27 protein-coding genes are annotated in these 23,813 nt (G+C 69.3%); 20 read left to right on the top strand and 7 right to left on the bottom strand.

All coding sequences use genetic code 11. The features are described from left to right. Window positions 1-90: 90 nt before the first annotated feature. On the top strand, window positions 91-666 hold the full coding sequence (locus tag ABTX78_RS05745) for a TetR/AcrR family transcriptional regulator (RefSeq protein WP_352205573.1): 576 nt from the start codon (window positions 91-93) through the stop codon (window positions 664-666). A gap of 92 nt (window positions 667-758) precedes the next feature. Here the strand turns inward: ABTX78_RS05745 and ABTX78_RS05750 are convergent, their stop codons facing one another. Continuing rightward, the gene (locus tag ABTX78_RS05750) at window positions 759-1,493 is read right to left on the bottom strand and encodes a Mut7-C RNAse domain-containing protein (protein WP_352205574.1); all 735 of its coding nucleotides are present in this window, start codon (window positions 1,491-1,493) and stop codon (window positions 759-761) included. A 224-nt stretch (window positions 1,494-1,717) separates the two neighbouring features. After that, entirely contained in the window at window positions 1,718-2,251 is a 534-nt protein-coding gene (locus ABTX78_RS05755; RefSeq protein ID WP_352205575.1) for a GNAT family N-acetyltransferase, read from the bottom strand. 45 nt (window positions 2,252-2,296) lie between these two features. On the opposite strand from ABTX78_RS05755, the gene ABTX78_RS05760 reads away from it, so the two are divergent. Beyond that, window positions 2,297-2,917 carry a hypothetical protein gene (locus ABTX78_RS05760; protein WP_352205576.1) on the top strand — a complete coding sequence of 207 codons (621 nt, stop codon included), beginning with the start codon at window positions 2,297-2,299 and terminating at the stop codon, window positions 2,915-2,917. Between the two features lie 34 nt (window positions 2,918-2,951). Here ABTX78_RS05760 and ABTX78_RS05765 read toward each other — a convergent pair whose 3' ends face one another. Then, complete coding sequence (locus ABTX78_RS05765; RefSeq protein WP_352205577.1) at window positions 2,952-3,788, bottom strand: DUF6597 domain-containing transcriptional factor; 837 nt, start codon at window positions 3,786-3,788, stop codon at window positions 2,952-2,954. 63 nt (window positions 3,789-3,851) lie between these two features. Between ABTX78_RS05765 and ABTX78_RS05770 the strand changes: the two genes are divergently transcribed. Beyond that, window positions 3,852-4,427 (top strand): TIGR03086 family metal-binding protein, encoded by a 576-nt coding sequence (locus ABTX78_RS05770; protein ID WP_352205578.1) that lies wholly within the window; start codon window positions 3,852-3,854, stop codon window positions 4,425-4,427. A 591-nt stretch (window positions 4,428-5,018) separates the two neighbouring features. On the opposite strand, the gene ABTX78_RS05775 is transcribed toward ABTX78_RS05770, so the two are convergent. Continuing rightward, complete coding sequence (locus ABTX78_RS05775; protein WP_352205878.1) at window positions 5,019-5,579, bottom strand: hypothetical protein; 561 nt, start codon at window positions 5,577-5,579, stop codon at window positions 5,019-5,021. Window positions 5,580-5,853: 274 nt separating this feature from the next. Here ABTX78_RS05775 and hemL point away from each other — a divergent pair, with 274 nt between their 5' ends. From hemL to ccsB, 7 genes are all read left to right on the top strand, one after another. Continuing rightward, window positions 5,854-7,161: a glutamate-1-semialdehyde 2,1-aminomutase gene (gene hemL / locus ABTX78_RS05780; protein ID WP_352205579.1), complete on the top strand. Its 1,308-nt coding sequence runs from the start codon at window positions 5,854-5,856 to the stop codon at window positions 7,159-7,161. After that, the gene (locus ABTX78_RS05785) at window positions 7,158-7,871 is read left to right on the top strand and encodes a histidine phosphatase family protein (RefSeq protein WP_352205580.1); all 714 of its coding nucleotides are present in this window, start codon (window positions 7,158-7,160) and stop codon (window positions 7,869-7,871) included. Before hemL ends, ABTX78_RS05785 begins: the two co-directional genes overlap by 4 nt. 113 nt (window positions 7,872-7,984) lie before the next feature. Further along, the gene (locus tag ABTX78_RS05790) at window positions 7,985-9,229 is read left to right on the top strand and encodes a polysaccharide deacetylase family protein (protein ID WP_352205581.1); all 1,245 of its coding nucleotides are present in this window, start codon (window positions 7,985-7,987) and stop codon (window positions 9,227-9,229) included. Between the two features lie 67 nt (window positions 9,230-9,296). Further along, window positions 9,297-9,902, top strand: a complete 606-nt coding sequence (locus ABTX78_RS05795) for a TlpA family protein disulfide reductase (RefSeq protein WP_352205582.1) — start codon at window positions 9,297-9,299, stop codon at window positions 9,900-9,902. Continuing rightward, window positions 9,902-10,639, top strand: coding sequence for a cytochrome c biogenesis CcdA family protein (locus tag ABTX78_RS05800; protein WP_327681476.1), 738 nt, complete (start codon window positions 9,902-9,904; stop codon window positions 10,637-10,639). The genes ABTX78_RS05795 and ABTX78_RS05800 overlap by 1 nt, the downstream gene beginning before the upstream one ends. A gap of 3 nt (window positions 10,640-10,642) precedes the next feature. Next, on the top strand, window positions 10,643-12,325 hold the full coding sequence (resB, locus tag ABTX78_RS05805) for a cytochrome c biogenesis protein ResB (protein WP_352205583.1): 1,683 nt from the start codon (window positions 10,643-10,645) through the stop codon (window positions 12,323-12,325). Next, window positions 12,322-13,404: a c-type cytochrome biogenesis protein CcsB gene (ccsB, locus tag ABTX78_RS05810; RefSeq protein ID WP_352205584.1), complete on the top strand. Its 1,083-nt coding sequence runs from the start codon at window positions 12,322-12,324 to the stop codon at window positions 13,402-13,404. The genes resB and ccsB overlap by 4 nt, the downstream gene beginning before the upstream one ends. Window positions 13,405-13,445: 41 nt before the next feature. Here ccsB and ABTX78_RS05815 read toward each other — a convergent pair whose 3' ends face one another. Together ABTX78_RS05815 and ABTX78_RS05820 are read right to left on the bottom strand one after the other, a co-directional pair. Continuing rightward, window positions 13,446-14,372: an isopenicillin N synthase family dioxygenase gene (locus ABTX78_RS05815; RefSeq protein WP_352205585.1), complete on the bottom strand. Its 927-nt coding sequence runs from the start codon at window positions 14,370-14,372 to the stop codon at window positions 13,446-13,448. Window positions 14,373-14,382: 10 nt separating this feature from the next. Next, window positions 14,383-14,775 (bottom strand): PLD nuclease N-terminal domain-containing protein, encoded by a 393-nt coding sequence (locus tag ABTX78_RS05820; protein ID WP_352205586.1) that lies wholly within the window; start codon window positions 14,773-14,775, stop codon window positions 14,383-14,385. Window positions 14,776-14,864: 89 nt separating this feature from the next. Here ABTX78_RS05820 and ABTX78_RS05825 point away from each other — a divergent pair, with 89 nt between their 5' ends. From ABTX78_RS05825 to ABTX78_RS05845, 5 genes are all read left to right on the top strand, one after another. Beyond that, window positions 14,865-16,316, top strand: coding sequence for a menaquinone biosynthesis decarboxylase (locus ABTX78_RS05825; RefSeq protein ID WP_327681465.1), 1,452 nt, complete (start codon window positions 14,865-14,867; stop codon window positions 16,314-16,316). Next, window positions 16,313-16,789, top strand: coding sequence for a hypothetical protein (locus ABTX78_RS05830; RefSeq protein WP_352205587.1), 477 nt, complete (start codon window positions 16,313-16,315; stop codon window positions 16,787-16,789). Before ABTX78_RS05825 ends, ABTX78_RS05830 begins: the two co-directional genes overlap by 4 nt. Further along, the gene (gene mqnP, locus ABTX78_RS05835) at window positions 16,786-17,706 is read left to right on the top strand and encodes a menaquinone biosynthesis prenyltransferase MqnP (protein ID WP_352205588.1); all 921 of its coding nucleotides are present in this window, start codon (window positions 16,786-16,788) and stop codon (window positions 17,704-17,706) included. The genes ABTX78_RS05830 and mqnP overlap by 4 nt, the downstream gene beginning before the upstream one ends. 42 nt (window positions 17,707-17,748) lie before the next feature. After that, entirely contained in the window at window positions 17,749-18,312 is a 564-nt protein-coding gene (locus tag ABTX78_RS05840) for a Uma2 family endonuclease (protein ID WP_352205589.1), read from the top strand. Window positions 18,313-18,394: 82 nt separating this feature from the next. Then, entirely contained in the window at window positions 18,395-19,054 is a 660-nt protein-coding gene (locus ABTX78_RS05845) for a UbiX family flavin prenyltransferase (protein WP_352205879.1), read from the top strand. A gap of 21 nt (window positions 19,055-19,075) precedes the next feature. Here the strand turns inward: ABTX78_RS05845 and ABTX78_RS05850 are convergent, their stop codons facing one another. Further along, window positions 19,076-19,204 (bottom strand): hypothetical protein, encoded by a 129-nt coding sequence (locus ABTX78_RS05850; protein ID WP_340478198.1) that lies wholly within the window; start codon window positions 19,202-19,204, stop codon window positions 19,076-19,078. 126 nt (window positions 19,205-19,330) lie between these two features. Between ABTX78_RS05850 and ABTX78_RS05855 the strand changes: the two genes are divergently transcribed. The 5 genes from ABTX78_RS05855 (at window position 19,331) to ABTX78_RS05875 (ending at window position 23,721) form a co-directional block, all read left to right on the top strand. Then, window positions 19,331-19,786, top strand: coding sequence for an Lrp/AsnC family transcriptional regulator (locus ABTX78_RS05855; RefSeq protein WP_266533804.1), 456 nt, complete (start codon window positions 19,331-19,333; stop codon window positions 19,784-19,786). Between the two features lie 58 nt (window positions 19,787-19,844). Continuing rightward, window positions 19,845-21,008 carry an aminofutalosine synthase MqnE gene (gene mqnE, locus ABTX78_RS05860; RefSeq protein ID WP_352205590.1) on the top strand — a complete coding sequence of 388 codons (1,164 nt, stop codon included), beginning with the start codon at window positions 19,845-19,847 and terminating at the stop codon, window positions 21,006-21,008. After that, the gene (locus tag ABTX78_RS05865) at window positions 21,008-21,532 is read left to right on the top strand and encodes a GNAT family N-acetyltransferase (protein ID WP_352205591.1); all 525 of its coding nucleotides are present in this window, start codon (window positions 21,008-21,010) and stop codon (window positions 21,530-21,532) included. Before mqnE ends, ABTX78_RS05865 begins: the two co-directional genes overlap by 1 nt. A gap of 63 nt (window positions 21,533-21,595) precedes the next feature. Then, window positions 21,596-21,889 carry a DUF4229 domain-containing protein gene (locus tag ABTX78_RS05870; RefSeq protein WP_352205592.1) on the top strand — a complete coding sequence of 98 codons (294 nt, stop codon included), beginning with the start codon at window positions 21,596-21,598 and terminating at the stop codon, window positions 21,887-21,889. Between the two features lie 482 nt (window positions 21,890-22,371). Further along, on the top strand, window positions 22,372-23,721 hold the full coding sequence (locus tag ABTX78_RS05875) for a dicarboxylate/amino acid:cation symporter (protein ID WP_352205593.1): 1,350 nt from the start codon (window positions 22,372-22,374) through the stop codon (window positions 23,719-23,721). The last annotated feature ends 92 nt before the right edge of the window (window positions 23,722-23,813 follow it).

Raw genomic sequence — 23,813 nt, forward strand, 5'->3', positions numbered from 1 at the left:
TCAATGCCAACGCTTGTTGGTCAACGCTTGTTGGCAACGGTAGACCCGGAGGGCTGGCGTGTCAACACCCGTTGGCCTACAGTTGTTGGCATGACGACGGAAGCCCCCGGCCCCCCGCGCCGATCGGATGCCACAAGAGCCGCGATCCTCGAAGCCGCCCGCGAGCGCTTCGCGGAGGACGGATACGAGCGCGCCACCATCCGCGCCATCGCTCGCGACGCCGGGATCGACCCGTCGATGGTCATGCGGTACTACGGCAACAAGGAGGGGCTGTTCGCCGCGGCCTCCGAGTTCGACCTGCGGCTGCCGGGCCTGGGTGCCGTTCCCGACCGGCACATCGGCGCGGTCCTCGTCACCCACTTCCTCGACCGGTGGGAGCAGGACGACGTGCTGACCGCGCTGCTGCGGGCCGGCGTCACCAATACCGCGGCCTCGGAGCGCCTGCGCGAAATCTTCAAGGGGCAGATCGGACCTGTCGCCGTGGCGGTCTGCCCCGACCCGGCCGACGCTCCCCGCCGGGCCGCCCTCGTCGCCTCGCAGATACTGGGCATGGCCCTCGCCCGCTACGTGCTGCGCTTCCCACCCGCCGTGGAGATGTCCCGGGAGGAGGTGATCGCCTGGCTGGCCCCGACCGTCCAGCGCTACCTGACGGCGGAGCGGCCGTAGGCCTTTACCGGGGGCGCGCCACAGCGGCCCCGCATTCCCCGCCCCCACGACCGGGACCGAAGCCGGGGCCGGGGCCGGGCCCTACGGGTGAACTACGCCGGTGCGCCGCCGAATTCGCGGACCGCGTCGTCGACGATCGCCTCCAGCCGTGCGTGGTGCGCGCCCCTCCAGTACACCCGCCCGCACTCCAGGCACTGGGCGAACACGTCGTACGTGCGCTCGGTGCCCCGCTCCAGCCGGTCCTGGACCGCGTCCTTGTCGGCCGCGGTCAGCCGGCCGTTGCACGCGGTGCACCGTGTCCACGGTGCGAGCACGGGTGCGAACCGCTCCAGAACGTCGCGTAGTTGGTCGTCCGGCTTGTCGCTGTAGACGTAGGCACCGGCCCAGATCTCGCGGCGCCGCAGCAGTCCGCGGTCCCGGGAGAGCAGTACGCGCTTCTCCCGCGCGGACAGGGTCGCGAGCGCCGGGTCGCCGATGTCCTCGTTCTCGTACGACGCGTCCACGCCGAGCAGCCGCAGCCGCCGTGCCAGCGTGCCGAGGTGGACGTCCAGCAGGAAGCGCAGCGGGGCGCCGGGCACCTGTTGCGGTCGCTCGACGCCGAGCACCTCGACGCTCTCGCCCGCACTCGGAATGTGCGAGACAGCCACGACGCGGCCGTCGACCAGCAGCCGGCCGGCCTCCGTGAGCGGGACGCCGAGCGATTCGACGACATGGCCGAGTGTGAAGGAGCCGTCGGTGGCCAGGAGTGTCGTGCCCCGGCGGCGCTCCGGCGGTACGAAGAGGCGCAGCTCAGGGGCGACGCGCAGCTGGATTTCCGGTCCGTTCACGCGGCCAAGCATGTCATCGGGCGGCAGGGAAGGGGAGCGGGAAGCGTCCGGACAGGCCGAGGAGCCGACACCCGGACAGGCCTTCGAGCCCCGGCCCGCGGAAGGAGCGGAAATATCTTGAAAGCGCGGAAAGAGCCGTGCGCCGGGCCTCGCGGTCGCACCTCGCACGCCGCCCGGGTGGACAGGGACACGGACTCGGTCATGAGGCAGAGCCCCGCCCGGGCCTACGAGGCCGGCAGTGACTCCAGGTCGAGCCGCCAGTCGTTCGACCGCAGCGGATTGCCCGGCGGGTACTCGAAGTCGTACTCACCGAGCAACTCGAAACCGGCCTTCCGGCACACCCCGTTGGACGGCGCGTTCTCGACGGACGGGAAGGCGTGCAGATAACGGTGCTTGTGCTCGGCGCGAGCCGCCCGGGCCGCCGCGAGGGTGGCCGACGTGGCGATGCCGCGGCCCTGGAAACCGGGCAGGACGCTCCAGCCCGTCTCGTACACCTGCTGCCCCTGCCACTCGTGCTCCCAGAAGCCGACCGAGCCCGCCGCCTCCCCGGTCGCCTCGAGAACGACGCGGTACATCCTGCCCTTGCCGGTGCGGTCGGAACTCAGGTCCACATACCGCTTATGGCGCGTGACCAGCTGTTCATCGGATTCAGGACCGCCGAGGTGGTCCATCATCTCCGGGACGTTCGCCGCGCGCAGCAGCTCGAAGTCGCCCGCCGACCATGGCTCGATACGTACCGCCGATGCTTTGATCTCCATGGCACGCACTGTAGGAGGCAGGTCCGACAACCGGGGGTCAGGAAGATGAGCTTCACCGGTGTCTGGGCGATCGGCGCCGTTGCCGACGCCGCAGTCGCCGCGCTGCCCGCCCGGTTCAGCCATGCGGAAGGCGAGTGGACGACACCGCCGGGCTACGCCGAGGATCTGGCCTGGTGGATCGGGGGCGGCGACCGCGAGCCCTATTTCACACCCCTGCCGACACCGGCCGCGCACCGTTTCGCAGCCTTCGCCCGTAGCGGTGGGCCGAGTTCACCGGCCGTCGCCGCCATGAAGGAGGCGAGCATGGACCTGTTGCGCGACGCGGAGGGCGAGGCCGCCTTCGCCGCGGCCGCGCGCAAGGGTGATCCGGTCGTCGCCCTCTACTACGGCCTCGGGGCGGAGGCCGCGGCGCGGCTGCCCGGCTGGTTCGGCGACTTTCTGCTCACGGCGGCGGAGGTACGCGCCGTTCTGCCCCACGCCGAGTCCGTGCTCGCCGTGAACGGGCCGCGCCGGGCCGAGATCCTCGGCCGCATCGACGTATGGATGTCCGCCATGAGCGACGAACCCGGCTTCGACGCCGAGACGCTGCTGGACGGGCCGTTGCGGGTGCTGCGGTACGCCGTCGAGCACGGGGCGGGAGCGGTCGGGGTCAGCGAGACGTACTGAACCGTCCGGGGACGGGCGGTCCGCGCAGCGGACCTCAGGCCCAGAGGCCGGGCCGGCGTGCGTACGCGGTCGGCGGCACACCCACCGTCGCCGTGAAGTCCCGTACGAGATGGGCCTGATCGCTGTATCCGAGCTCGGCCGCCAGCGCCGCCCAGTCAGGCGCGGCCTGCGGATCCTCGCCCGACTCGGCGCGCTCCAACGCCTCATGGATGCGGTAGCGCAGGATCACCCACTTGGGTCCGACCCCGACGTACGCGGCGAACAGCCGTTGCAGCGACCGGGCCGACAGCCCTTCCGCCTCCGCCAGTTGTGCCACCCGGCGGATCGTGCGGTCGCTGCGCACCCGGTCCACCAGTTCCATGGCGCGCAGTGCCTGGGGGTCGGGCTCCGGGATGAGGCCGAGGAGGAACGCGTCGAGTGCGGCGACCCTGGCGTCCTCGTCGTCGGGGTCGCAGATCGCGGCCGGTGCGGCCACGGGGTCGGTGCCCGGCAGGGCGTCCGCGATCGGCACCCGGCGGCCGGTCCAGTCCGACACCTGCCGCTCGGGCGCGAACGGCCGGTAGCCGCCGGGCCGGAACTGCACCCCGCACACCCGGCCCTCGCCCTCCAGCTTCTGCGTGAACAGCTCCAGGCCGATACCCGCGACCTCGCCCCAGGGCGGCTCGCCGCCGTACCGCTGGAACACGATGTTGACGCAGGGGTGCGGCACGACGTGCGAGGCGTACGGCTCCGGCAGGTCCCAGTCGATGAGCCAGTAGTGCTCGAGGTACGGACGCAGCGCCGGCGTGGGCTCGCGGCGGCGGAAACGGACGCGGTTGAAGAGCTCCCGGGCTTCGACGATGCCGCGGGTGTCGCGGCGCGGACCTGCCATGACGGGGATCCTATGTCGCGTTTGTTCAATACGCAGGCGGGTTGCCGGGCCTACGGTCGGTCCATGACGACCACCATCAGTGATCTTCTCGAAGCGGCGGCGGAGTGTGCTGTTCCGGTGGTGCGCGGCATCACCGACGACCGGCTGGACGACCCGACGCCGTGTGCTGAGTACGACGTACGGGCCCTGGTCGACCATCTGACCCAGGTGGTGATCAACTTCCAGGCGCTGGCGGCGAAGAAGGACGCCGACTTCACCGTGGAGGCGCGCTTCGTCGACAGCGGCGGGGACTGGCGCGAGCGGTTCGCCGAGGAAACGGCGACGCTGGTCGGCGCGTGGGCGGCACCGGAGACGGAGGATGGCACCACGGGCACGTACGGCCTGCCTGCCAGGACGGTCGGGCACATGGTGTTGGGTGATCTGACCGTGCACGCGTGGGATCTGGCGAGGGCGACGGGACAGGAGTTCACGCCGCCGGCGGCGGTGGTGGCGGAGCTCGGTCCCGCGCTGGATCAGATGGCGCCGATGGCTCGCAAGGGGGGCGTGTTCGGTGAGCCGGTGGCGGTGGGTGAGGGGGCGTCCGCCTTCGAGAAGGTGCTGGCGGTCACGGGGCGGGATCCGGAGTGGGCGCGGGTGTAGCCCTCGGTGCGGGTCGCCTCGATCGCCGGCGCGGCGGATGGGGCATGGCCCGGTTTGATCCGCGCGGGCCCCTCGGCGCAGGGTTCGCCTCAATCGCCGGCGGGGCTTGATGTGGTTGCTCGGGCGCACGTATGGCCCGGGCCTTTGGGCGGAAGGTTCGCCTCAATCGCCGGCGGGGCTTGATGTGGTTGCGCCGGCTTGGTGCGCTCGGGTCGTGCCGGGGCGAGCCTGCCAGGGCTTGGTCTGCTCTGCCCCTGGCTCAGCTCCGCCTCGATCGCCGACGGATTCTCCAAGCGGTGGCCCGGCTTGATGTGCCCAGCTCCGCCTCGATCGCCGACGGGGCCCGAAGTGACGCCCGGGATAGATTCGCGCGGGTCTCCTGGAGGGGAGCGCGCCCGGGTGCTTGCTCCGTGCGGGCTCCTCGGTCCGGGCTCCGCCTCGATCGCCGGCGGTCCTTCAAGCGGGGGCCGGCTTGATGTGCTCGGGTCCCCCCGGCTCCGCCTCAACCGCCGGCGCGGCTTGTTCCGTGGTTGCCCCGGCGCGATCCGTTCCGGCGTGAGCTCGCCCGCGCTTGAAGCGGACCACGTCCCCCTACGGCCACACCAAGCAGTACGGCTGATGCCCCGCCTCGTGCAGCCTGTGGCTGAAGTCCTGCCATTCGTGCAGCAGCTGGTACACGTTGAACGCGTCCCGCGGCCCCCCGCGGTCCGGGACCGTCGACCAGATGAAGGCCGCCGCGCCCACCGATTCCTCGCCGATGTCCCGCAGCGGGTCGACCACCGTCATCGGGAGTTTGACCACCGCGTAATCCGGGTGCAGCACCACGAGCTCCAGCGGCGGCACCTTGTTCAGAGGCATGCCCTGGATTCCGGTCAGCACCATCGCCGCTATCGTCTCGGGCTTGATCTTGGTGAACAGCCCGCCCATACCGAGTTCGTCGCCGCCCAGCTCTTCCGGGCGCATCGAAATCGGCACCCGGGCAGCCGTGGCCCCGTCAGGTGCTCCGAAATATTTGTAGGTCACCCCCACTCGGCCGCTCCTGCTTCCTGTGGGCTCGTGCGCCTCCGATTCGCCTCGCCGGTGCTTTCCCCGCCGGGCAGGCTCGGGACCCAGGTCGTCGGTCCCCTCGCCCAGTCCGCCACCGCGATGCATATCTCCACCCGACCACTCGCAGCCCCCGCCGCGCAACCCGATCATCGTGACAGTGACCTCCCCCACGAACGTGCTGTGAAACACCCGTTCCGCGAGAACGTCACAGCCTCTGACACCATGGATTCCGTGAGCTTTCCCTGTGTCGCCCCAGTTTCGCAGACGCGAGGGGGGTGACGCCGTTTCGTAATACGAGGAGATCGCGCTCCCTGCTCACCGGTGGCCGAGATCATCCTCCTTGGCTGCCCGAACACTCGAACCGCAGATCAGGACCAAAGTGGCGTATTCATACGAAGCCCCAGTTTCGCAGGCGCTTTTCGACCGCGCGTCCCTCGTGACGCCCGGCGGCGTCAATTCTCCCGTGCGTGCCTTCCGGGCCGTGGGCGGTACGCCCCGGTTCATGGTGTCCGGTACCGGTCCGTACCTCACCGACGCGGACGGACGCGAGTACGTGGACCTCGTCTGCTCGTGGGGGCCGATGATCCTCGGGCACTCCCACCCGGCCGTCATCGAGGCGGTGCAGGCCGCGGTGGCGCGCGGTACTTCCTTCGGGACGCCCGGTGAGGGCGAAGTCGCCCTGGCCGAGGAGATCGTGGCCCGAGTCGCGCCCGTCGAGCAGGTACGGCTTGTTTCCAGCGGTACCGAGGCCACGATGTCGGCCATCCGGCTCGCCCGCGGATTCACCGGCCGTGCCAAGGTCGTGAAGTTCGCCGGCTGCTACCACGGTCACGTGGACGCGCTGCTGGCCTCCGCCGGCTCGGGCGTCGCGACGTTCGGGCTGCCCGACACGCCCGGGGTCACCGGCGCCCAGGCCGGGGAGACCGTCGTCCTTCCGTACAACGACCTGGAGGCCGTACGCCAGGCTTTCGCCGCGCACCCCGGCGAGATCGCCTGTGTGATCACCGAGGCCTCGCCCGGCAACATGGGCGTCGTCCCGCCGCTGCCGGGCTTCAACCAGGGTCTGAAGGACATCTGCCGGGAGAACGGCGCGCTCTACATCTCCGACGAGGTGATGACCGGCTTCCGCACCAGCAGGTCCGGCTGGTTCGGCGTGGACGGCGTCGAGGCCGACCTGCTGACCTTCGGCAAGGTCATGGGCGGCGGCTTCCCGGCGGCGGCGTTCGGCGGCCGGGCCGACGTCATGGCCCACCTCGCACCTGCCGGTCCCGTCTACCAGGCGGGCACGCTCTCCGGTAACCCGGTCGCGACGGCCGCGGGACTCGCGCAGCTGCGGCTGCTGGACGATGCCGCGTACGCCAAGGTCGACGCCGTGTCCGCGGAGATCCGGTCCCTGGTGACCGACGCGCTGAACAAGGAGGGCGTGGCACACCGGCTGCAGACCGCGAGCAACATGTTCTCCGTCTTCTTCACCGCGGACGAGGTGCGCGACTACGAGGACGCCAAGCGCCAGGAGGCCTTCCGCTTCACCGCCTTCTTCCACGCCATGCTGGCCGAGGGCGTCTACCTGCCGCCGTCCGCCTTCGAGTCCTTCTTCGTCTCGACCGCCCACGACGAGCGTGCTGTGGAGCGGATCGCCGCCGCACTGCCGTCCGCCGCCCGCGCCGCCGCGGAGGCGACGGCATGAGCGACAACAGGGCCGCCGACAGCGAGGCCGTCGCCGACAAGGACATCACCGTCGTCCACCTCATGCGGCACGGCGAGGTCGACAACCCCGACGGGGTGCTCTACGGCCGGCGCGCCGGCTATCACCTGTCCGACCTGGGTCGGCAGATGGCCGACCGGGTCGCCGAGCACCTCGCCGGCCGGGACGTCACCCATGTCGTCGCCTCCCCGCTGGAGCGCGCCCAGGAGACCGCCTCGCCGCTGGCCAAGAGCCACGGTCTGACGCTCGAGACCGACGACCGGCTGATCGAGGCGGGCAACGTCTTCGAGGGCAAGACCTTCGGTGTCGGCGACGGCGCGCTGCGCAAGCCGGCCAACTGGCGCCATCTCACCAACCCGTTCCGTCCCTCCTGGGGCGAGCCGTACGTCGACCAGGTCGTCCGCATGATGAGCGCGCTGAACGCCGCACGGGAAGCCGCCCGTGGGCACGAGGCCGTGTGCGTCAGTCACCAGCTGCCGATCTGGACGGTGCGCAGCTTCGTCGAGCGGCGCCGGCTGTGGCACGACCCGCGTCGCCGCCAGTGCACGCTGGCGTCGCTGACCACCTTCACCTATCAGGGCGACAGGATCGTTTCGGTGGGCTATTCGGAGCCTGCCCGCGATCTTGTCCCCGCGCATCTGCTTGCTGGTGCGAAGCCCGTGAAGGGTAAAGCGAAGGCATTCGGCGCGTAGTTATTCGCAAAAATGTGCTGTAGGCGCGGGAACCCCCGTCTTCTGTGGCCCATCTCAACCGGTGGCCGGTTTGTATGGGCTCTCTCCTCCGGGAGGGTGCGGATGGGATCGATATGCGCGACATCAGCCGAAGGGGCTTGCTCGGGGCAGGACTTGGAGCCGCAGCCGCGATGGGGATCGCGGGCTGCGGCTCCCTCGGGTCGGACAACAGCGGACAAACCGGGTCGAGTGGCAGTGGCAAGGGCGGGACGGGAAAGCCGTCGCCCTCCGAGAGTCAGGCCCGGCTCATAGGTGACGGCTCCACCTCCGACACCGGGGCGCAGCCGCATCAGCCGGCGAAACCGGTTCCCCTCGAACCCGGACAGACGCCCCCGCAGTTCGTCGTCTTCTCCTGGGACGGTGCCGGCGAGGTCGGGAACGGCCTCTTCCCCCGCTTCCTCGAACTGGCCAAGAACCACGACGCGGCCATGACGTTCTTCCTCTCCGGGATCTATCTGCTGCCCGAGTCGAAGAAGTCCCTCTACCGCCCGCCGAACAACGCCACCGGCGCCTCCGACATCGGCTACCTCACCGACGGACACATCAAGGAGACGCTGACGTACGTGCGCCAGGCCTGGCTGGAGGGCCATGAGATAGGCACGCACTTCAACGGGCACTTCTGCGCGGGCTCCGGATCGGTCGGCAACTGGTCGCCCGCCGACTGGGAGAACGAGACGGAGCAGGCTGTGTCGTTCGTCACCCGGTGGCGCACGAACAGTGGCTGGAAGGATCTCGACCCGCTGCCCTTCGACTACCGCAAGGAACTCGTCGGCGCCCGCACCCCCTGTCTGCTCGGACAGGACCGGCTGTTGCCGACGGCGAAGAAGCTCGGCTGGCGCTACGACGCCAGCTCGCCCGGCGGGCGCCAGAAGTGGCCGGAGAAGCGCAAGGGCCTGTGGGACCTGCCGCTCCAGCAGATACCTTTCCCCGGCCGCTCCTTCGAAGTCCTCTCGATGGACTACAACATCCTCGCCAACCAGTCGCAGAATTCGACCAAGGGCATGCCCGAGAACTACCCGCGCTGGAAGAAGCAGGCCACCAAGGCGTACCTCGAAGGATTCAAGCGCGCCTACGAGACCAATCGCGCGCCCTTCTTCATAGGCAACCACTTCGAGCAGTGGAACGGCGGCATCTACATGGACGCCGTCGAGGAGGCGATCAAGGGCATGGCCGGAAAGAAGGACGTACGGCTCGTGTCCTTCCGGCAGTTCTGCGACTGGATCGACGTCCAGGACCCGCAGGTGCTCGCCAAGCTCTGCTCGCTGGAGGTCGGCCAGGCCCCGGCGGGCGGCTGGAACACCTTCTTCAAGGCCGCCTGACACGCGGCCCGACAAACGCGCAGGGGGGCGCGGAAGATCGCCGGAAGGGCCATGCGAAACTTTTCACATGAGTCTTCGCCGTGCCCCTCGCGCCGTCCTGCTGGCCTCTTGCGCCGCGGCAGGCGCGCTCGTCCTGTTCGCCTGCACCGGCGAGGACTCCGGGAAGTCGGGCGGTGGCGGCGACACCAACTTCGTCACCGACACGGGTGGCATCTCCACCGTGGCCAAGGGCAAGCGCACGGCGCCCCACAAGCTCGCCGGTGAGACCCTCGACGGCGCGCAGCTCGACGTCGCCGACCTCAAGGGCAAGGTCGTCGTGATGAACGTCTGGGGCTCCTGGTGCCCGCCGTGCCGTGCCGAGGCGCGGCACTTCGCGAAGGTGGCCAAGGAGACCGAGCCGAAGGGCGTGGAGTTCGTCGGGATCAACACCCGCGACGCCAACAAGGGCCCGGCCATCTCCTTCGAGAAGGACTACGGCATCGAGTACCCGAGCCTTTACGACCCCGCCGGCAAGCTGATCGTCACGGGCTTCCCGAAGGGCAGTCTCAATCCGCAGGCCATTCCCTCCACGATCGTCCTCGACCGTGACGGAAAGATCGCGGCGCGTTCGCTGAAGGCGCTCGACGAGAGCGAACTCCGCAAGCTCGTCGAGCCGCTGATCGCGGAGAAGTGATGAACGAGACGGTCTTCAGCGGGGCCCTGCTGCTCGCCCTGCCCATCGCCGTACTCGGAGGGCTCGTCTCCTTCTTCTCGCCGTGCGTCCTGCCGCTGGTGCCGGGCTATCTCTCGTACGTCACGGGGGTCACCGGAACCGACCTCGCCGAGGCCAGGCGGGGCCGGATGGCGGCCGGCGCGGCGCTTTTCGTCCTCGGCTTCTCCGCCGTCTTCATCTCCGGGGGCGCGCTCTTCGGGTACTTCGGCTGGACGCTCCAGGAGCACCGCGAGACGCTGACCACCGTCCTCGGTGTGCTGATGATCGTCATGGGGATCTTCTTCGTGGGCCTCATGCCGTGGTTCACCCAGCGTGAGTTCCGCTTCCACAAACGTCCGGTGACCGGGCTGGTCGGTGCGCCGGTGCTGGGAGCCCTGTTCGGCATCGGCTGGACCCCGTGCATCGGACCCACCCTGACCTCGGTCAACGCGCTCGCCGCCGAACAGGCCAGCGCGGGTCGCGGAGCGATCCTGACCGCCGCGTACTGCGTGGGGCTCGGCCTGCCGTTCATCCTCGCCGCGATCGCCTTCCGCAAGGCGCTCGGCGCATTCGGCTGGGTCAAGCGGCACTATGCGTGGGTGATGCGGATCGGCGGCGGCATGATGGTCGCGACCGGTCTGCTGCTGCTCACAGGTGCGTGGGACAGCATGGTCCAGGAGATGCAGGGCTGGTCCGAAGGCTTCCAGGTGGGGATCTGATCCATGAGCAAGACCGAGACCGAAGAGCAGCGGGACAGCGGGGAGTACGCCGCCGCCGGCGCGCAGCTCTCCACCGCCCCCGCCGAGGAGGCCCCGGTCTCCGGGCGTTCGTTCGGGGTCGTCGCATGGGCCCGCTGGTTCTGGCGGCAGCTGACCTCGATGCGGGTCGCGCTGATCCTGCTGTTCCTGCTCTCGCTGGGCGCGATTCCCGGCTCGCTCGTACCGCAGAACAGCGTGGACGAGCTGAAGGTGCAGTCGTGGAAGGCCACCCACGAGTTCTGGACGCCGCTTTTCGAGCGGCTCCAGCTCTTCGACGTCTACAGCTCGGTGTGGTTCTCGGCGATCTACATCCTGCTGTTCGTCTCCCTCATCGGCTGCATCGTGCCGCGCTCCTGGCAGTTCGTCGGCCAGCTCCGCAGCCGCCCGCCGGGCGCGCCGGGCCGGCTGAACCGGATGCCCGCGTACACGACGTGGCGTACGGAGGCGGAGCCCGAGCGCGTACGTGAGGCCGCGCTCACGAACCTGCGGCGCCGCCGGTTCCGCGCGCACACCGTCGGCAACGCCGTCGCCGCCGAGAAGGGCTATCTGCGCGAGACCGGCAACCTCCTCTTCCACATCGCGCTGATCGTGATGCTGGTGGCGTTCGCGGCGGGCCAGCTCTTCAAGTCCGAGGGGGGCAAGCTGATCGTCGAGGGCGACGGGTTCTCCAACACGCTCACTCAGTACGACGACTTCAAGTCCGGTTCGCTGTTCAGCACGGACGAGCTGTCGCCGTTCAGCTTCACGCTCGACGGGTTCACGGGGACGTACGCCAAGAGCGGCCCGCAGCGCGGTACGCCGCGCACCTACGAGGCCGCCGTCTCCTACACGCGCGCCGACGGCACCGAGGGCAGGAAGACCATCGAGGTCAACAAGCCCCTCGTGTTCGACGACACCAAGGTCTATCTCAACGGTCACGGGTACGCGCCCGTCGTCACCGTCCGGGACGGCAAGGGCGATGTCGTCTTCAACGGCGCCGTGCCGCTGCTGCCCATCGACAACAACGTCACCTCGACGGGCGCGATCAAGGTGATGGACGGCTACCGGGACAGAACCGGCAAGAAGGACCAGCTCGGTTTCCCGGCGATGTTCGTGCCCACGTACGCGGGCAAGGGCAAGGGCCAGATGTTCTCCCTGTTCCCGGGGCTGGAGTTCCCGGTGCTGAACGTCGGCGCCTACCACGGCAGCCTGGGCGTGGACTCGGGTCTGCCGCAGAACGTGTACCAGCTCGACACCCGCAAGATGAAGCCGTTCAAGGACGCCGACGGCAACATCCTGAAGAAGAACCTGCTGCCCGGCGAGACGCTGACCCTGCCGGACGGCGCGGGCTCCATCACGTTCGAGAAGGACGTGAAGGAGTGGGCGACCTTCCAAATCACGCACCAGCCGGCCACCGGCTGGGCGCTGACCGGAGCGATCGTCGCCATCGCGGGTCTGATCGGCTCCCTGTTCATCCAGCGCCGCCGCGTCTGGGTGCGGGCCGTCACCGGCGACGACGGTGTCACCGTCGTCGAGATGGCGGGCCTCGGCCGCAGCGAGTCCGCGAAGCTGCCCGAAGAACTGGCCGACCTGGCCGCGACCCTCAACGCAGAGGCGCCCACCGCGCCCGAACCAGTGGAAGTTTCTTCCGAAGGGGCTGAGAAGTGACTCTCGCCGCCGCAACCAACGAGAACCTGGCGAACATCAGCAATGTGCTGATCTATTCGGCGATGGCCGTCTACACGCTCGCGTTCTTCGCCCACATCGCCGAGTGGGTCTTCGGCAGCCGCAGCAAGGTCGGCCGCACGGCCGCCGCGCTGACCGGTGCCGCCTCCGCCTCGGCCCCGGCGGTCACCGTCCGCTCGAAGCAGGGCGGTTCGACCACCGTGCTCGACCGGCCGAAGGTCGTCACGCGCTCGGCGGCGGGCACCCGCGACGTTCCGGACGGCCCCGGCGCGGCCGGCGGCACGGAGAAGGGCGATCTGTACGGCCGGATCGCCGTCTCGCTGACCGTTCTGGCCTTCCTGATCGAGGCCGGCGGCGTCGTCGCGCGGGCCATGTCGGTGCAGCGCGCCCCCTGGGGCAACATGTACGAGTTCTCCATCACCTTCTCCACGGTGGCGGTCGGCGCGTACCTCGCGTTCCTGCTCGCGAAGAAGAACATCCGCTGGGTCGGTCTGCCGCTGGTCACCACGGTCCTGCTGGACCTGGGCATCGCGACCACCGTGCTGTATACCGAGAGCGACCAGCTCGTGCCGGCGCTGCACTCGTACTGGCTGTGGATCCACGTCTCCACCGCGATCATCTGCGGCGCGGTGTTCTACCTGGGCGCGGTCGGCACGGCGCTGTACCTCTTCCGCGACAGTTACGAGAACAAGCTCGCCAAGGGTGGCAGGCCCGGCGCCTTCGCCACCTCGGTCCTCGACCGGCTGCCGTCCGCGGCCTCGCTGGACAAGTTCGCGTACCGCGTCAACGCGGCGGTCTTCCCGCTGTGGACGTTCACGATCATCGCCGGCGCGATCTGGGCGGGCGACGCCTGGGGCCGCTACTGGGGCTGGGACCCCAAGGAGGTCTGGTCGTTCATCACCTGGGTCGCGTACGCCTGTTACCTGCACGCCCGGGCGACGGCCGGCTGGAAGGGCCGCAAGGCCGCCTACTTGGCGCTGATCGCCTTCGGCTGCTGGTTGTTCAACTACTACGGCGTGAACATCTTCGTGACCGGCAAGCACAGCTACGCGGGCGTGTAACTCCCGCGGTCCGATGGCGTCCAGCCGGGCGCGCGGCCCGGCTACAGGCCGATCGCGTCGAGCTGGGCGCGGAGATGGACGTGCGAGTCCACGCCCCGCACATCGGTGCCGGGATCGCACTCGTAGAAGAAGACCAGCGACATCAGCTCCTCCGCCGGCGCGTCCGCCGGCGGAGGCAGCACCCGGTGGCGGCCCGAGCGCCAGCGGCCGTCCGTCCAGCGGGCCATCAGATCACCGATGTTGATGGTGAAGGCGTCCGGGGCGAAGGGCGCGTCCTCCCAGCCGGCCTCGTCGGTGAAGATCTGCAGACCGCCCCTGCCCTCCTGCCGGTCCAGCACGGTGACCGTGCCGAAGTCGGTGTGCGGGCCGATGCGGAACTGGCCCGGCCGCGGGTCACCGATGCGGTCCCGGCCCGGATACCAGTTGATGTTGAAGCCCCAGGTGGGGTGTCCCGTGTGCCGGGTGAAGAAGGACTCCGGCTCGCCGAGCGCGACGCCCAGGAGTTCCAGAAGGCCGTCCGACAGGGCTCGCATCTGCCCGAGGTACGTCTCCACCAGGGCCTTGAGCCGGGGCGCCTCGCCGGGCCACGTGTTGGGCAGGAACCACTCGGCGTCCACCGCCGGGTCGCCGGTCGGCTCGTCGGACGCGAAGGACAGCGACTCCTTGAGGTCCGGCGGTGTCTCGGTGCCCTCCGCATAGCCGTTGGCCTCGGCGCCCGGCCCGAGCCAGCCACGTCCGCCGGGGCGTACCGCGTACGGCTCCTTCACGCTGTGCGGCAGACAGAAGAACTCCCGCGCCACGTCCCGGATCTCCGCGCGTACCTCCGGGTCGACTCCATGACCCGTGACGAGGAGGAAGCCGGCGCGGCGCAGTGCCTCGTCGACGACCGCCGCGATGTCCGCGCGGTCCTTGGCGTCCCCGTCGTGCCAGTGGCGCAGATCGATGGTGGGAATCCCGCGTCCGGTCACCGAAGTCCTCTCAGCGGTCGTCGTCCTCGCGCTCGCGGCGCCGCAGCTCCTCCGCGTCGGCGTCCTTCGCCGCCTGGGCCTCATCCGCTTCCTTCGCCGCCCGTGCGTCCTTCTCGGCCGTCTCGTCCTTCAGGGACTTGAGGAAGTCGGGGTTGTCGTCCGGGGCGACCCACTGGGTGCGGCGGCGCTCGAACGGCGAGCCGCCGCCCCCGGCCCGCTTGCGCGGGCGGCCCGCGACCAGCCAGGCGACGGGGCCGAGCAGCACCTCTCCGAAGAGCAGCACGATGATCACCCAGACGACCTTCGGCAGGTGCCGGACCTCCTTCTCGGGAGTGTTCAGGCAGTCGATGAAGGCATAGATCCACAGGGCCAGGACCAGGAGGAAGGGCAGATACCTGAGCATGGTCGTACGGTCCCCCAGGAAGAGGCGGAAGGGCGCGGAACGGGCCCCGGTGACGCGGCCAGGGTAGCTCGTACCGGATACTGGAGCGCATGGCTTACGACGATCTTCGCTCCCTGCTCAGGGCGCTGGAGCGCGAGGGTGACCTCAAGCGCATCAAGGCCGAGGTCGACCCGTATCTCGAGGTCGGCGAGATCGTCGACCGGGTGAACAAGGCCGGCGGCCCGGCCCTGCTCTTCGAGAACGTGCGCGGCTCGGCGATGCCCCTGGCGATGAACGTGTTCGGCACGGACCGCAGGCTGCTCAAGTCGCTCGGACTGAAGTCCTACTCCGAGATCAGCGACAAGATCGGCGGTCTGCTGAAGCCCGAGCTGCCGCACGGCTTCGTCGGGGTGCGCGAGGCGTTCGGCAAGCTCGGCACGATGGTGCACGTCCCGCCGAAGAAGGTGAAGGACGCCCCCGTGCAGGAGGTCGTCCTGCACGGCGACGACGTCGACCTGGACCGGCTGCCCGCGCTGTTCACCTGGCCCGAGGACGGCGGCTCCTTCTTCAACCTGGGGCTCACGCACACCAAGGACCCGGAGTCGGGGGTGCGCAACCTCGGTCTCTACCGGCTCCAGCGGCACGACCGGAACACCATCGGTATGCACTGGCAGATCCACAAGGACAGCCGCAACCACTACCAGGTGGCGGCCAGGAGGGGGGAGCGGCTGCCGGTCGCGATCGCCTTCGGCTGCCCGCCCGCGGTCACCTACGCCTCCACGGCGCCGCTCCCGGGCGACATCGACGAGTACCTGTTCGCCGGCTTCGTCTCGGGCAAGCGGATCGAGATGGTCGACTGCAAGACCGTTCCGCTCCAGGTCCCGGCGCAGGCCGAGGTCGTGCTGGAGGGCTGGCTGGAGCCCGGGAAGACGCTTCCCGAGGGGCCGTTCGGCGACCACACGGGCTTCTACACCCCGCAGGAGCCGTTCCCGGCGCTCACCATCGACTGTGTGACCATGCGCAAGCGGCCGTTGCTCCAGTCCATCGTGGTGGGACGCCCGCCGACGGAGGACGGTCCGCTCGGCCGGGCGACGGAGCGCTTCTTCCTGCCGCTGCTCAAGATCATCGTGCCGGACATCGTGGACTACCACCTCCCCGAGTCGGGCGGCTTCCACAACTGCGCGATCGTCTCGATCGACAAGAAGTACCCGAAGCACGCGCAGAAGGTCATGCACGCGATCTGGGGCGCGCACATGATGTCGCTGACGAAGCTGATCGTGGTCGTCGACGCGGACTGCGACGTGCACGATCTGCACGAGGTGTCCTGGCGCGCACTCGGCAACACCGACTACGCGAGGGACCTGACCGTCGTCGAGGGGCCGGTGGACCATCTCGACCACGCCTCCTACCAGCAGTTCTGGGGCGGCAAGGCGGGCATCGACGCGACGAGGAAGCTTCCCGAGGAGGGATACACCCGGGACGGCGGCTGGCCGGAGATGGTCGAGTCCGACCCGGAGACGGCGGCGAAGGTCGACCGCCGCTGGAAGGAGTACGGCCTGTGAGCCCGATCGACGTGGGCGGCCCCGCTCTGTTCCTCGGGGCCGACACACCGTGCGTCGCCCTGCTGCGCCCGGAGATCGACCCCGGCCGGCCGGAGGTACGCGAGGCGGCCGAGCGCGCGGGCGTCACCCCCGAGGAGTTCGCCGGACCGTCGGGCCTGTGGCAGCTGATCGCCGACCGTACGGACGGCGAGGGGCTGGAGGTCGCGCTGCCCGAGTTCGGCAACGCGGCGGCGGCCGACTTCGCGGACCGGCTGCTGGCCGCCCTGGACGATCGTGACGCGGAGTTCACCGAGGCACTGACCGTGTCAGGCAGTGAGTTGCTGCGTCTGAACGGCCGCCCGGCCGGTGCGGGTTTCGCGTTCCTGGCGCGGCTCACCCCGCCGGAGTCGGCTCCGCTCGATGTGGAGATCGGCCCCACGTCCACGGCGGACCTGCGCGCCGAGCTCGAACTGTTCCGGAGGAACCTCGGATGATGACGACCGCCGACGGCGTGGCCCGGTCCGGCCCGGCGCCGCAGTCCGGACACACGAAGGCGTTCCTGCGCCTGGTGATGATCGAGCACTCGGTCTTCGCGCTGCCGTTCGCCTACATCGCCGCGCTGACCGCGATGTTCGAGCTGGACAAGAACATCCACTGGGGCCGGCTGCTGCTCGTCACCGTCGCGATGGTGGGGCTGCGGACCTTCGCCATGGCCTGCAACCGCATCATCGACCGGGAGATCGACGCCCGGAACCCGCGCACGGCCTCCCGCGAACTGGTCACCGGAGCGGTGAGTGTGCGCTCGGCGTGGACCGGGGCGCTCGTCGCGGTCGTGGTCTTCCTGGGCGCCGCCGCCGCGCTGAACCCGTTGTGCCTGGCGCTCGCGCCCATCGCGGTGATCCCGATGGTGGTCTATCCGTACGGCAAGCGGTTCACCGACTTCCCGCACGCGATCCTCGGTCTCGCCCAGGCGATGGGCCCGGTCGGCGCCTGGATCGCGGTCACCGGGTCGTGGTCGTGGGACGCGGTGATCCTGGGTCTCGCCGTCGGCATCTGGATCGGCGGCTTCGACCTGATCTTCGCCTGTCAGGACGTGCAGGCGGACCGCGCCCACGGCGTGAAGTCGGTCCCGGCCCGCTTCGGCATCCCGGCGGCGCTGTACGGCGCACGCGGCTGCCACGTCGTGACGATGGCGCTCTTCGCCTGGTACGCGCTGGCGACGGACGCGGGCGTGTTCCTGTGGCTGGGCATCGCGCTCGTGGCGGCGGCGTTCCTCTACGAGCACTCGATCGTGCGCCCGCACGACCTGTCGAGGCTGAACAGGGCGTTCTTCACCGTCAACGGCTTCATCGGCATTGCCCTGTTCGTGTGCGCGCTGCTCGATCTCCTGGTTCGCGGCCTGACCGTGTAGCTACGGTGCGCCTACCATCGGGTGCAGGGAATGGAGGCCGACGTGACCATCTCGGAGAGCGACCGCCTGCACTCACAACTCAGCCGGTTCGAGGACATGTTCCCCGGTTACCGGACGGAGATCGTCGAGGGCAACATCGTGCTGAGTCCGGTCAAGCCGCACCACGCCGAGACGATCCGGCGTGTGTGGAACGCGCTGGAGTCCCGGGTCCCGGACGAATGGGGTTTTCTCAGTGATGTCGCCGTGCCCATGGACGACACCAACGAGTTCTGCCCCGATCTCGCCGTGATCCCCGCCGACGAGGTGGCCAAGAACCTCAGTGCGTACTCCCCCGAACTGATCGAGATCGCGATCGAGGTCGTCTCGCCGAGCAGTGTGCGCAACGACTACGAGGTGAAGGACCGGGCGTACGCCCGGCGCGGCATTCCGCACTACCTGATCTTCGACCCGTATCGGAAGCACTGCGTGACGCTGTGGAACCCGGGCCCCGGCGGCTACCTCGGGCGGGACACGATCCCCTACAGCAAGCAGGTCACCGTGGTGAGCGGCATCGGGACGCTCTCGGTCGACACCGCCGCGCTGCCGGTGGACCCCACGGCCGCCTGACCCGGCCGGGGAACGCCGGGCGCACCGCGTTCGGTTCCGTGTCCGCGGCGCCGGATAGGCTCACGGTGTGGAGCAAGGAGAAGTGAACGGCCGCCGGCCCTGGATCGTCGGAGTGTCCGGCGCGTCCGGGACGCCGTACGCCGCTGCCGTGCTGCGGGGTCTGCTCGCCGCGGGCGAGAGTGTGGACCTGGTCGTCAGCCGGGCGTCGCGGCTGACGCTGCTGGACGAGACCGGGATCGCCTTCCGCGACGCGCACTGGCGCGACGATCTGCGGGAGTGGCTGGCGCGCGGTGCCGACGGCAAGCCGGGCACCTTCAAGGTGGACGTGGACGACGTCCGGCACTGGGCCGCCGGTGATCTCGCCGCCGGGCCGTCCTCGGGGTCGTACCCCGTGAAGGGGATGCTGATCGTGCCGGCGTCGACGGCGTCGGTGGCCGGGGTGGCACTCGGGCTGTCGAAGGATCTGCTCCAGCGCGCGGCGAGCGTGACGCTCAAGGAGCGCCGGACCCTGGTGGTCGCGGTCCGTGAGACCCCGCTCAACGGGCAGACGCTCAGGCATCTGGTGACGCTGGACGAGGCGGGCGCCGTGGTGCTGCCCGCCTCTCCTGCCTTCTACGCCGGGGCGACGCACATCCAGGACCTGGTGGACTTCGTCGCCGGGCGGGTGCTGGACGCGGCAGGGGTGCCGCACCGGCTCTACCGCCGCTGGGAAGGAGAGCTCGGTGGCTCTCGTACGGATTAGGGGGTGTCCGAAGACTCCCCCTCAGGCCTTCTTCCCGGCCTTGCGCGCCTTGTCGGTGCGGCGGGCGGCCGCCGGGTGGTGGGCACGCGAGCGGTTGGCCAGCTCCTGAAGCTGTCGCATGTGGGCGTGGGCCATCTCGATCGTGTACACGGTGAAGCACGCTCCTGAAGGATCGTCGCTGATTTTTTGAAAGATTCGCAGGGTCATTGCCCCTGCATGCCTTAGATTCTATACGTAAACTCGCTGGATCGCTGAACAATGGAAGGCTCCAGGCATATGGACGCGGTGGACAGGCAGCTCATCCAGGCGCTGCGGGAGAACGGCAGAGCCTCGTACGCCGAGCTCGGACGGCTTGTCGGCCTGTCCGGACCGAGCGTCACGGACCGCATCAACCGCCTCGAAGCGGCGGGCGTCATCACCGGATACCGCGCCACCGTCGACGCGGCCTCGCTCGGCCTCGGTGTCACCGCACTCATCGGCATCTCGCTCTCCGACGCCGCCGACCACGAGGACGTGGCCCGCCGGCTGAAGGACCTCGCCGAGATCGAGGACTGCTGGTTCATCGCGGGCGACGACTCGTACATGCTCAAGGTGCGGGCGAGCGACGTGGACGGTCTGGAGAAGACGATCCGCAGACTGTCCGGCACCCGGGGCGTCTCGCGCACCCGTACCACCATCGTGCTGTCCACGAAGTGGGAGAACCGGGTCGGCGACTTGCCCGAAGAGGGCTAGACGTAGTCTGGGTGGGTTGGTGGAGCCCGATTGGCATACGTATGGGAGGCCGTCGCACATGGACGTGGGACTCAAGCGCGAGCTAGAGGAGAAAGTCCGGGCCGGAGAGCGGCTGACCCGTGAGGACGGCATCGCCCTCTACGAGTCGGACGACCTCGCCTGGCTCGGCGGCCTCGCCCACGAGGTGCGCACGCGCAAGAACGGCGACGTCGTCCACTTCAACGTCAACCGTCACCTCAACATGACGAACGTGTGCACCGCTTCGTGCGCCTACTGCTCGTTCCAGCGCAAGCCGGGCGAGAAGGACGCGTACACCATGCGCATCGAGGAAGCCGTCCGTCTCGCCAAGGCGATGGAGGGCGAGAACCTCACCGAGCTGCACATCGTCAACGGCCTCCACCCCAACCTGCCGTGGCGTTACTACCCGCGGTCCCTCAGCGAGCTCAAGAAGGCGCTGCCCAACGTCTCGCTGAAGGCCTTCACCGCCACCGAGATCCACCACTTCGAGACGATCTCCGGGATGTCGGCGTCCGACATCCTCGACGAGCTGATCGAGGCGGGCCTCGAATCGCTCACCGGCGGCGGCGCCGAGATCTTCGACTGGGAAGTGCGTCAGCACATCGTCGACCACCGCACCCACTGGGAGGACTGGTCGCGCATCCACCGCCTCGCGCACGCGAAGGGTCTGAAGACCCCGAGCACGATGCTGTACGGGCACATCGAGGAGCCCCGTCACCGCGTCGACCACGTGCTGCGGCTGCGTGAACTCCAGGACGAGACCGGCGGTTTCCAGGTCTTCATCCCGCTGCGCTACCAGCACGACTTCGTCGACATGCAGGACGGCAAGGTCCGCAACCGCCTCCAGGCGCGCACCACCATGGCGACGGGGGCCGAGGCGCTCAAGACCTTCGCGGTCTCCCGGCTGCTGTTCGACAACGTCCCGCACGTCAAGGTGTTCTGGGTGATGCACGGTGTGCAGACCGCTCAGCTCGCGCTCCAGCACGGCGCCGACGACATGGACGGCTCGGTCGTCGAGTACAAGATCACGCACGACGCGGACAACTACGGCACGCCGAACAAGCTGACCCGCGACGATCTGCTCGACCTGATCCGCGACGCCGGCTTCCGGCCCGTCGAGCGCAACACCCGCTACGAGATCATCCGCGAGTACCCGGGCCCGGACGCCGACCGCCGTGAGTCGCCGCAGCCCATGCGCCTCTGATGGCGCTGGCGTTCACCCTGGATCCCGCCGTCGACCGCACGCTGCACGACGGCCTCGTCACGCTCTGGACCGATGTGTCCAACGCGGGCGGCGCCGTCGGCTTCGTGCCCCCGGTCACGGCCGATGCCGTGCGCCCCGAACTGGTCAAGCACCTCGCGTCGATGACCGAGGGCCGCACCCGGCTGCTCGTGGGTCACGACGCGAACGGTGAGGTCGCCGCCGCGGCCTTCCTCACCCTCAACACGCACCGGCTCATGCGGCACTGGATCTGGCTCTACACGGTGATGGTCCACCCCGCCCACCAGGGCAAGGGATACGGTCGCGACCTCCTGGCCTCCGCGGCCGAGGCGGCCCGCGGTCTGGACGGCATCGAGGCGATACGGCTCACCTGCCGCGGCGGCACCGGGGCCGACCGGTTCTACGAGGCGTGCGGCTACAAGGAAGTCGGCCGGGTGCCCGGCGCGATCCGGGTCGCCGAGGGCGACGACCGCGACGACGTCGTGATGCTGCTACCGCTGTACTGAGCCGCCGTGGGTCGTGCTTCACTGGTTTGGCACGATCTGTCGTACGAAGAGAGAAGGCCCACCGTGTCCGCCAAGTCGAGCGCCGCGATCCGGTACACCACTCTGCGCCTCGCCATCTTCATCGGCTGCTTCCTCGCCGTGGGCGGTCTCGTGCAGATCGGCGCGCTCCCCAAGGGACTCGGGGACTCCAACTTCGTCTGGGTCGTCCTGCTCTCCTTGCTCATCTCCGCGCCGCTCAGCTACGTGCTGCTGCGCAAGCAGCGCGACGCGATGTCCGAGCAGATCGTCAACAAGGTCGACCACGCGAAGGCGCGCCTGGACGCCAACCGGTCGCAGGAGGACGGTGCGGTGCAGTAGCCGGCGCACCGCAGTAACCGGTCCACGTCACGCACCCGACACCGGTCCACGTCACCCCGCACGAACGTCCGCGTCGCACCCCCGCACACCGTCCGCGGCACACCCCGGACGTTGTCTGCGTCACACACCCCGGACGGAAGCAGCCGCTTCCGCCGGGGTTTTCCGTTACCCCGAAGGCCACTTGGGATTCTCCGCCCTCAAAGCGGTCCTTTGAGCAGCTCAAAGTTCAAGTGTTAACGTGTTCGACGTGACGACAGCAGTGCGCCTCCACGATGCCGCGAGCCCCCCGCTCGTGGCGCGCCTGCATGTCGATCTCTGCCGCTGTATGTCCGCGGTCTGTTGCCGCTCGGTCTGACCCCGGCATCTCAGCGGCGCCGCGCCATCGCGCACCGGGCGCCGCTCTCCTTGCTCCGTATGGCCCGCATCCCCTGTGTCCCCGCATCCGCCGTATCCACCCGATACGCCGCAACTGGAGTGTGTCCGTGTCCGCGAACGCCGCGTCCACCACGACGGAAGAGCCCTCGGGCTCCGGTTTCCGCATACCCAAGGTCCCGTTCTGGGTCCAGATCGTCGCCGGTCTCGTCCTCGGTGTCCTGCTCGGATGGCTCGCCCGCAGCCAGGACATCAACTGGCTCTACAAGACGCTGGAGCAGGTCGGCGACATCTTCGTCCAGCTGCTGAAGCTCGCGGTCGCGCCCCTGGTCTTCTTCGCCATCCTGGTGTCGATCACCAACCTGCGGAAGGTCAACAACGCCGCCCGGCTGGCCACCCGCACCCTGCTCTGGTTCATGATCACCTCGCTGATCGCCGTCGCGATCGGCCTGGCCATCGGCCTGATCACCAACCCCGGCGCCGGTACCGGCCTGACCCCGAAGGACGGCGAGAAGCCCGAGAACGCGGGCAGCTGGATCGACTTCCTCACCGGCATCGTCCCCACCGACGTCATCACGCCGTTCACCGAGCTGAACGTCCTGCAGATCGTCTTCATGGCCGCCGTCGCCGGTGTCGCCGCGCTCAAGCTCGGTGAGAAGGCCCAGCCGATCCTCGCACTCAGCGAGTCCGTGCTGGAGCTGCTGCAGAAGGCCCTGTGGTGGGTCATCCGGCTGGCGCCGATCGGCACCGTCGGCCTCATCGGCTTCGCCATCGCCGACTACGGCTGGGACCTGATCGGCAAGTACGCGACCTTCACCGCCGACGTCTACATCGGCTGCGCGCTGGTCCTCTTCGGCGTTTACCCGCTGCTGCTCGCGACGGTCGCCAAGGTCAACCCGATCCACTTCTTCCGGGGCGCCTGGCCCGCGATCCAGCTGGCGTTCGTCTCCCGCTCCTCGGTCGGCACGATGCCGGTGACCCAGAAGGTCACCGAGCGGCTCGGTGTGCCGAAGGAGTACACGTCCTTCGCCGTGCCGTTCGGCGCGACGACGAAGATGGACGGCTGCGCCGCGATCTACCCGGCACTGGCCGCGATCTTCATCGCGCAGATCTTCGATGTGCAGCTGGGCATCCAGGACTACCTGCTGATCGCCTTCGTCTCGGTCGTCGGCTCAGCGGCCACGGCGGGCCTCACCGGCGCGACGGTGATGCTCACCCTGACGCTGTCCACGCTCGGTCTCCCGCTGGAGGGGGTGGGTCTGCTGATGGCGATCGACCCGATTCTGGACATGATGCGGACCGCGACGAACGTCGCCGGTCAGGCGCTCGTTCCCGTGATCGTCGCGGCCCGGGAGAAGATCCTGGACCACGACGCGTACAACTCGGCCACCTCGTCCCCGATCGACGAGGCCGAGCCGCGCCCCACCGAGCAGAAGACGGCGGTGCCCGTCGCCGCCTGAGCGGGCCCCCGACGACGCAGGTGAACAGCATGTGGCCCCCCTTCCGTAAGGGAGGGGGGCCTTCGCACGTCGTGCCGCCTTGCGGCCGGCCG

The sequence above is a fragment of the Streptomyces sp. NPDC096193 genome, assembly GCF_040302905.1.
GTDB lineage: Bacteria > Actinomycetota > Actinomycetes > Streptomycetales > Streptomycetaceae > Streptomyces.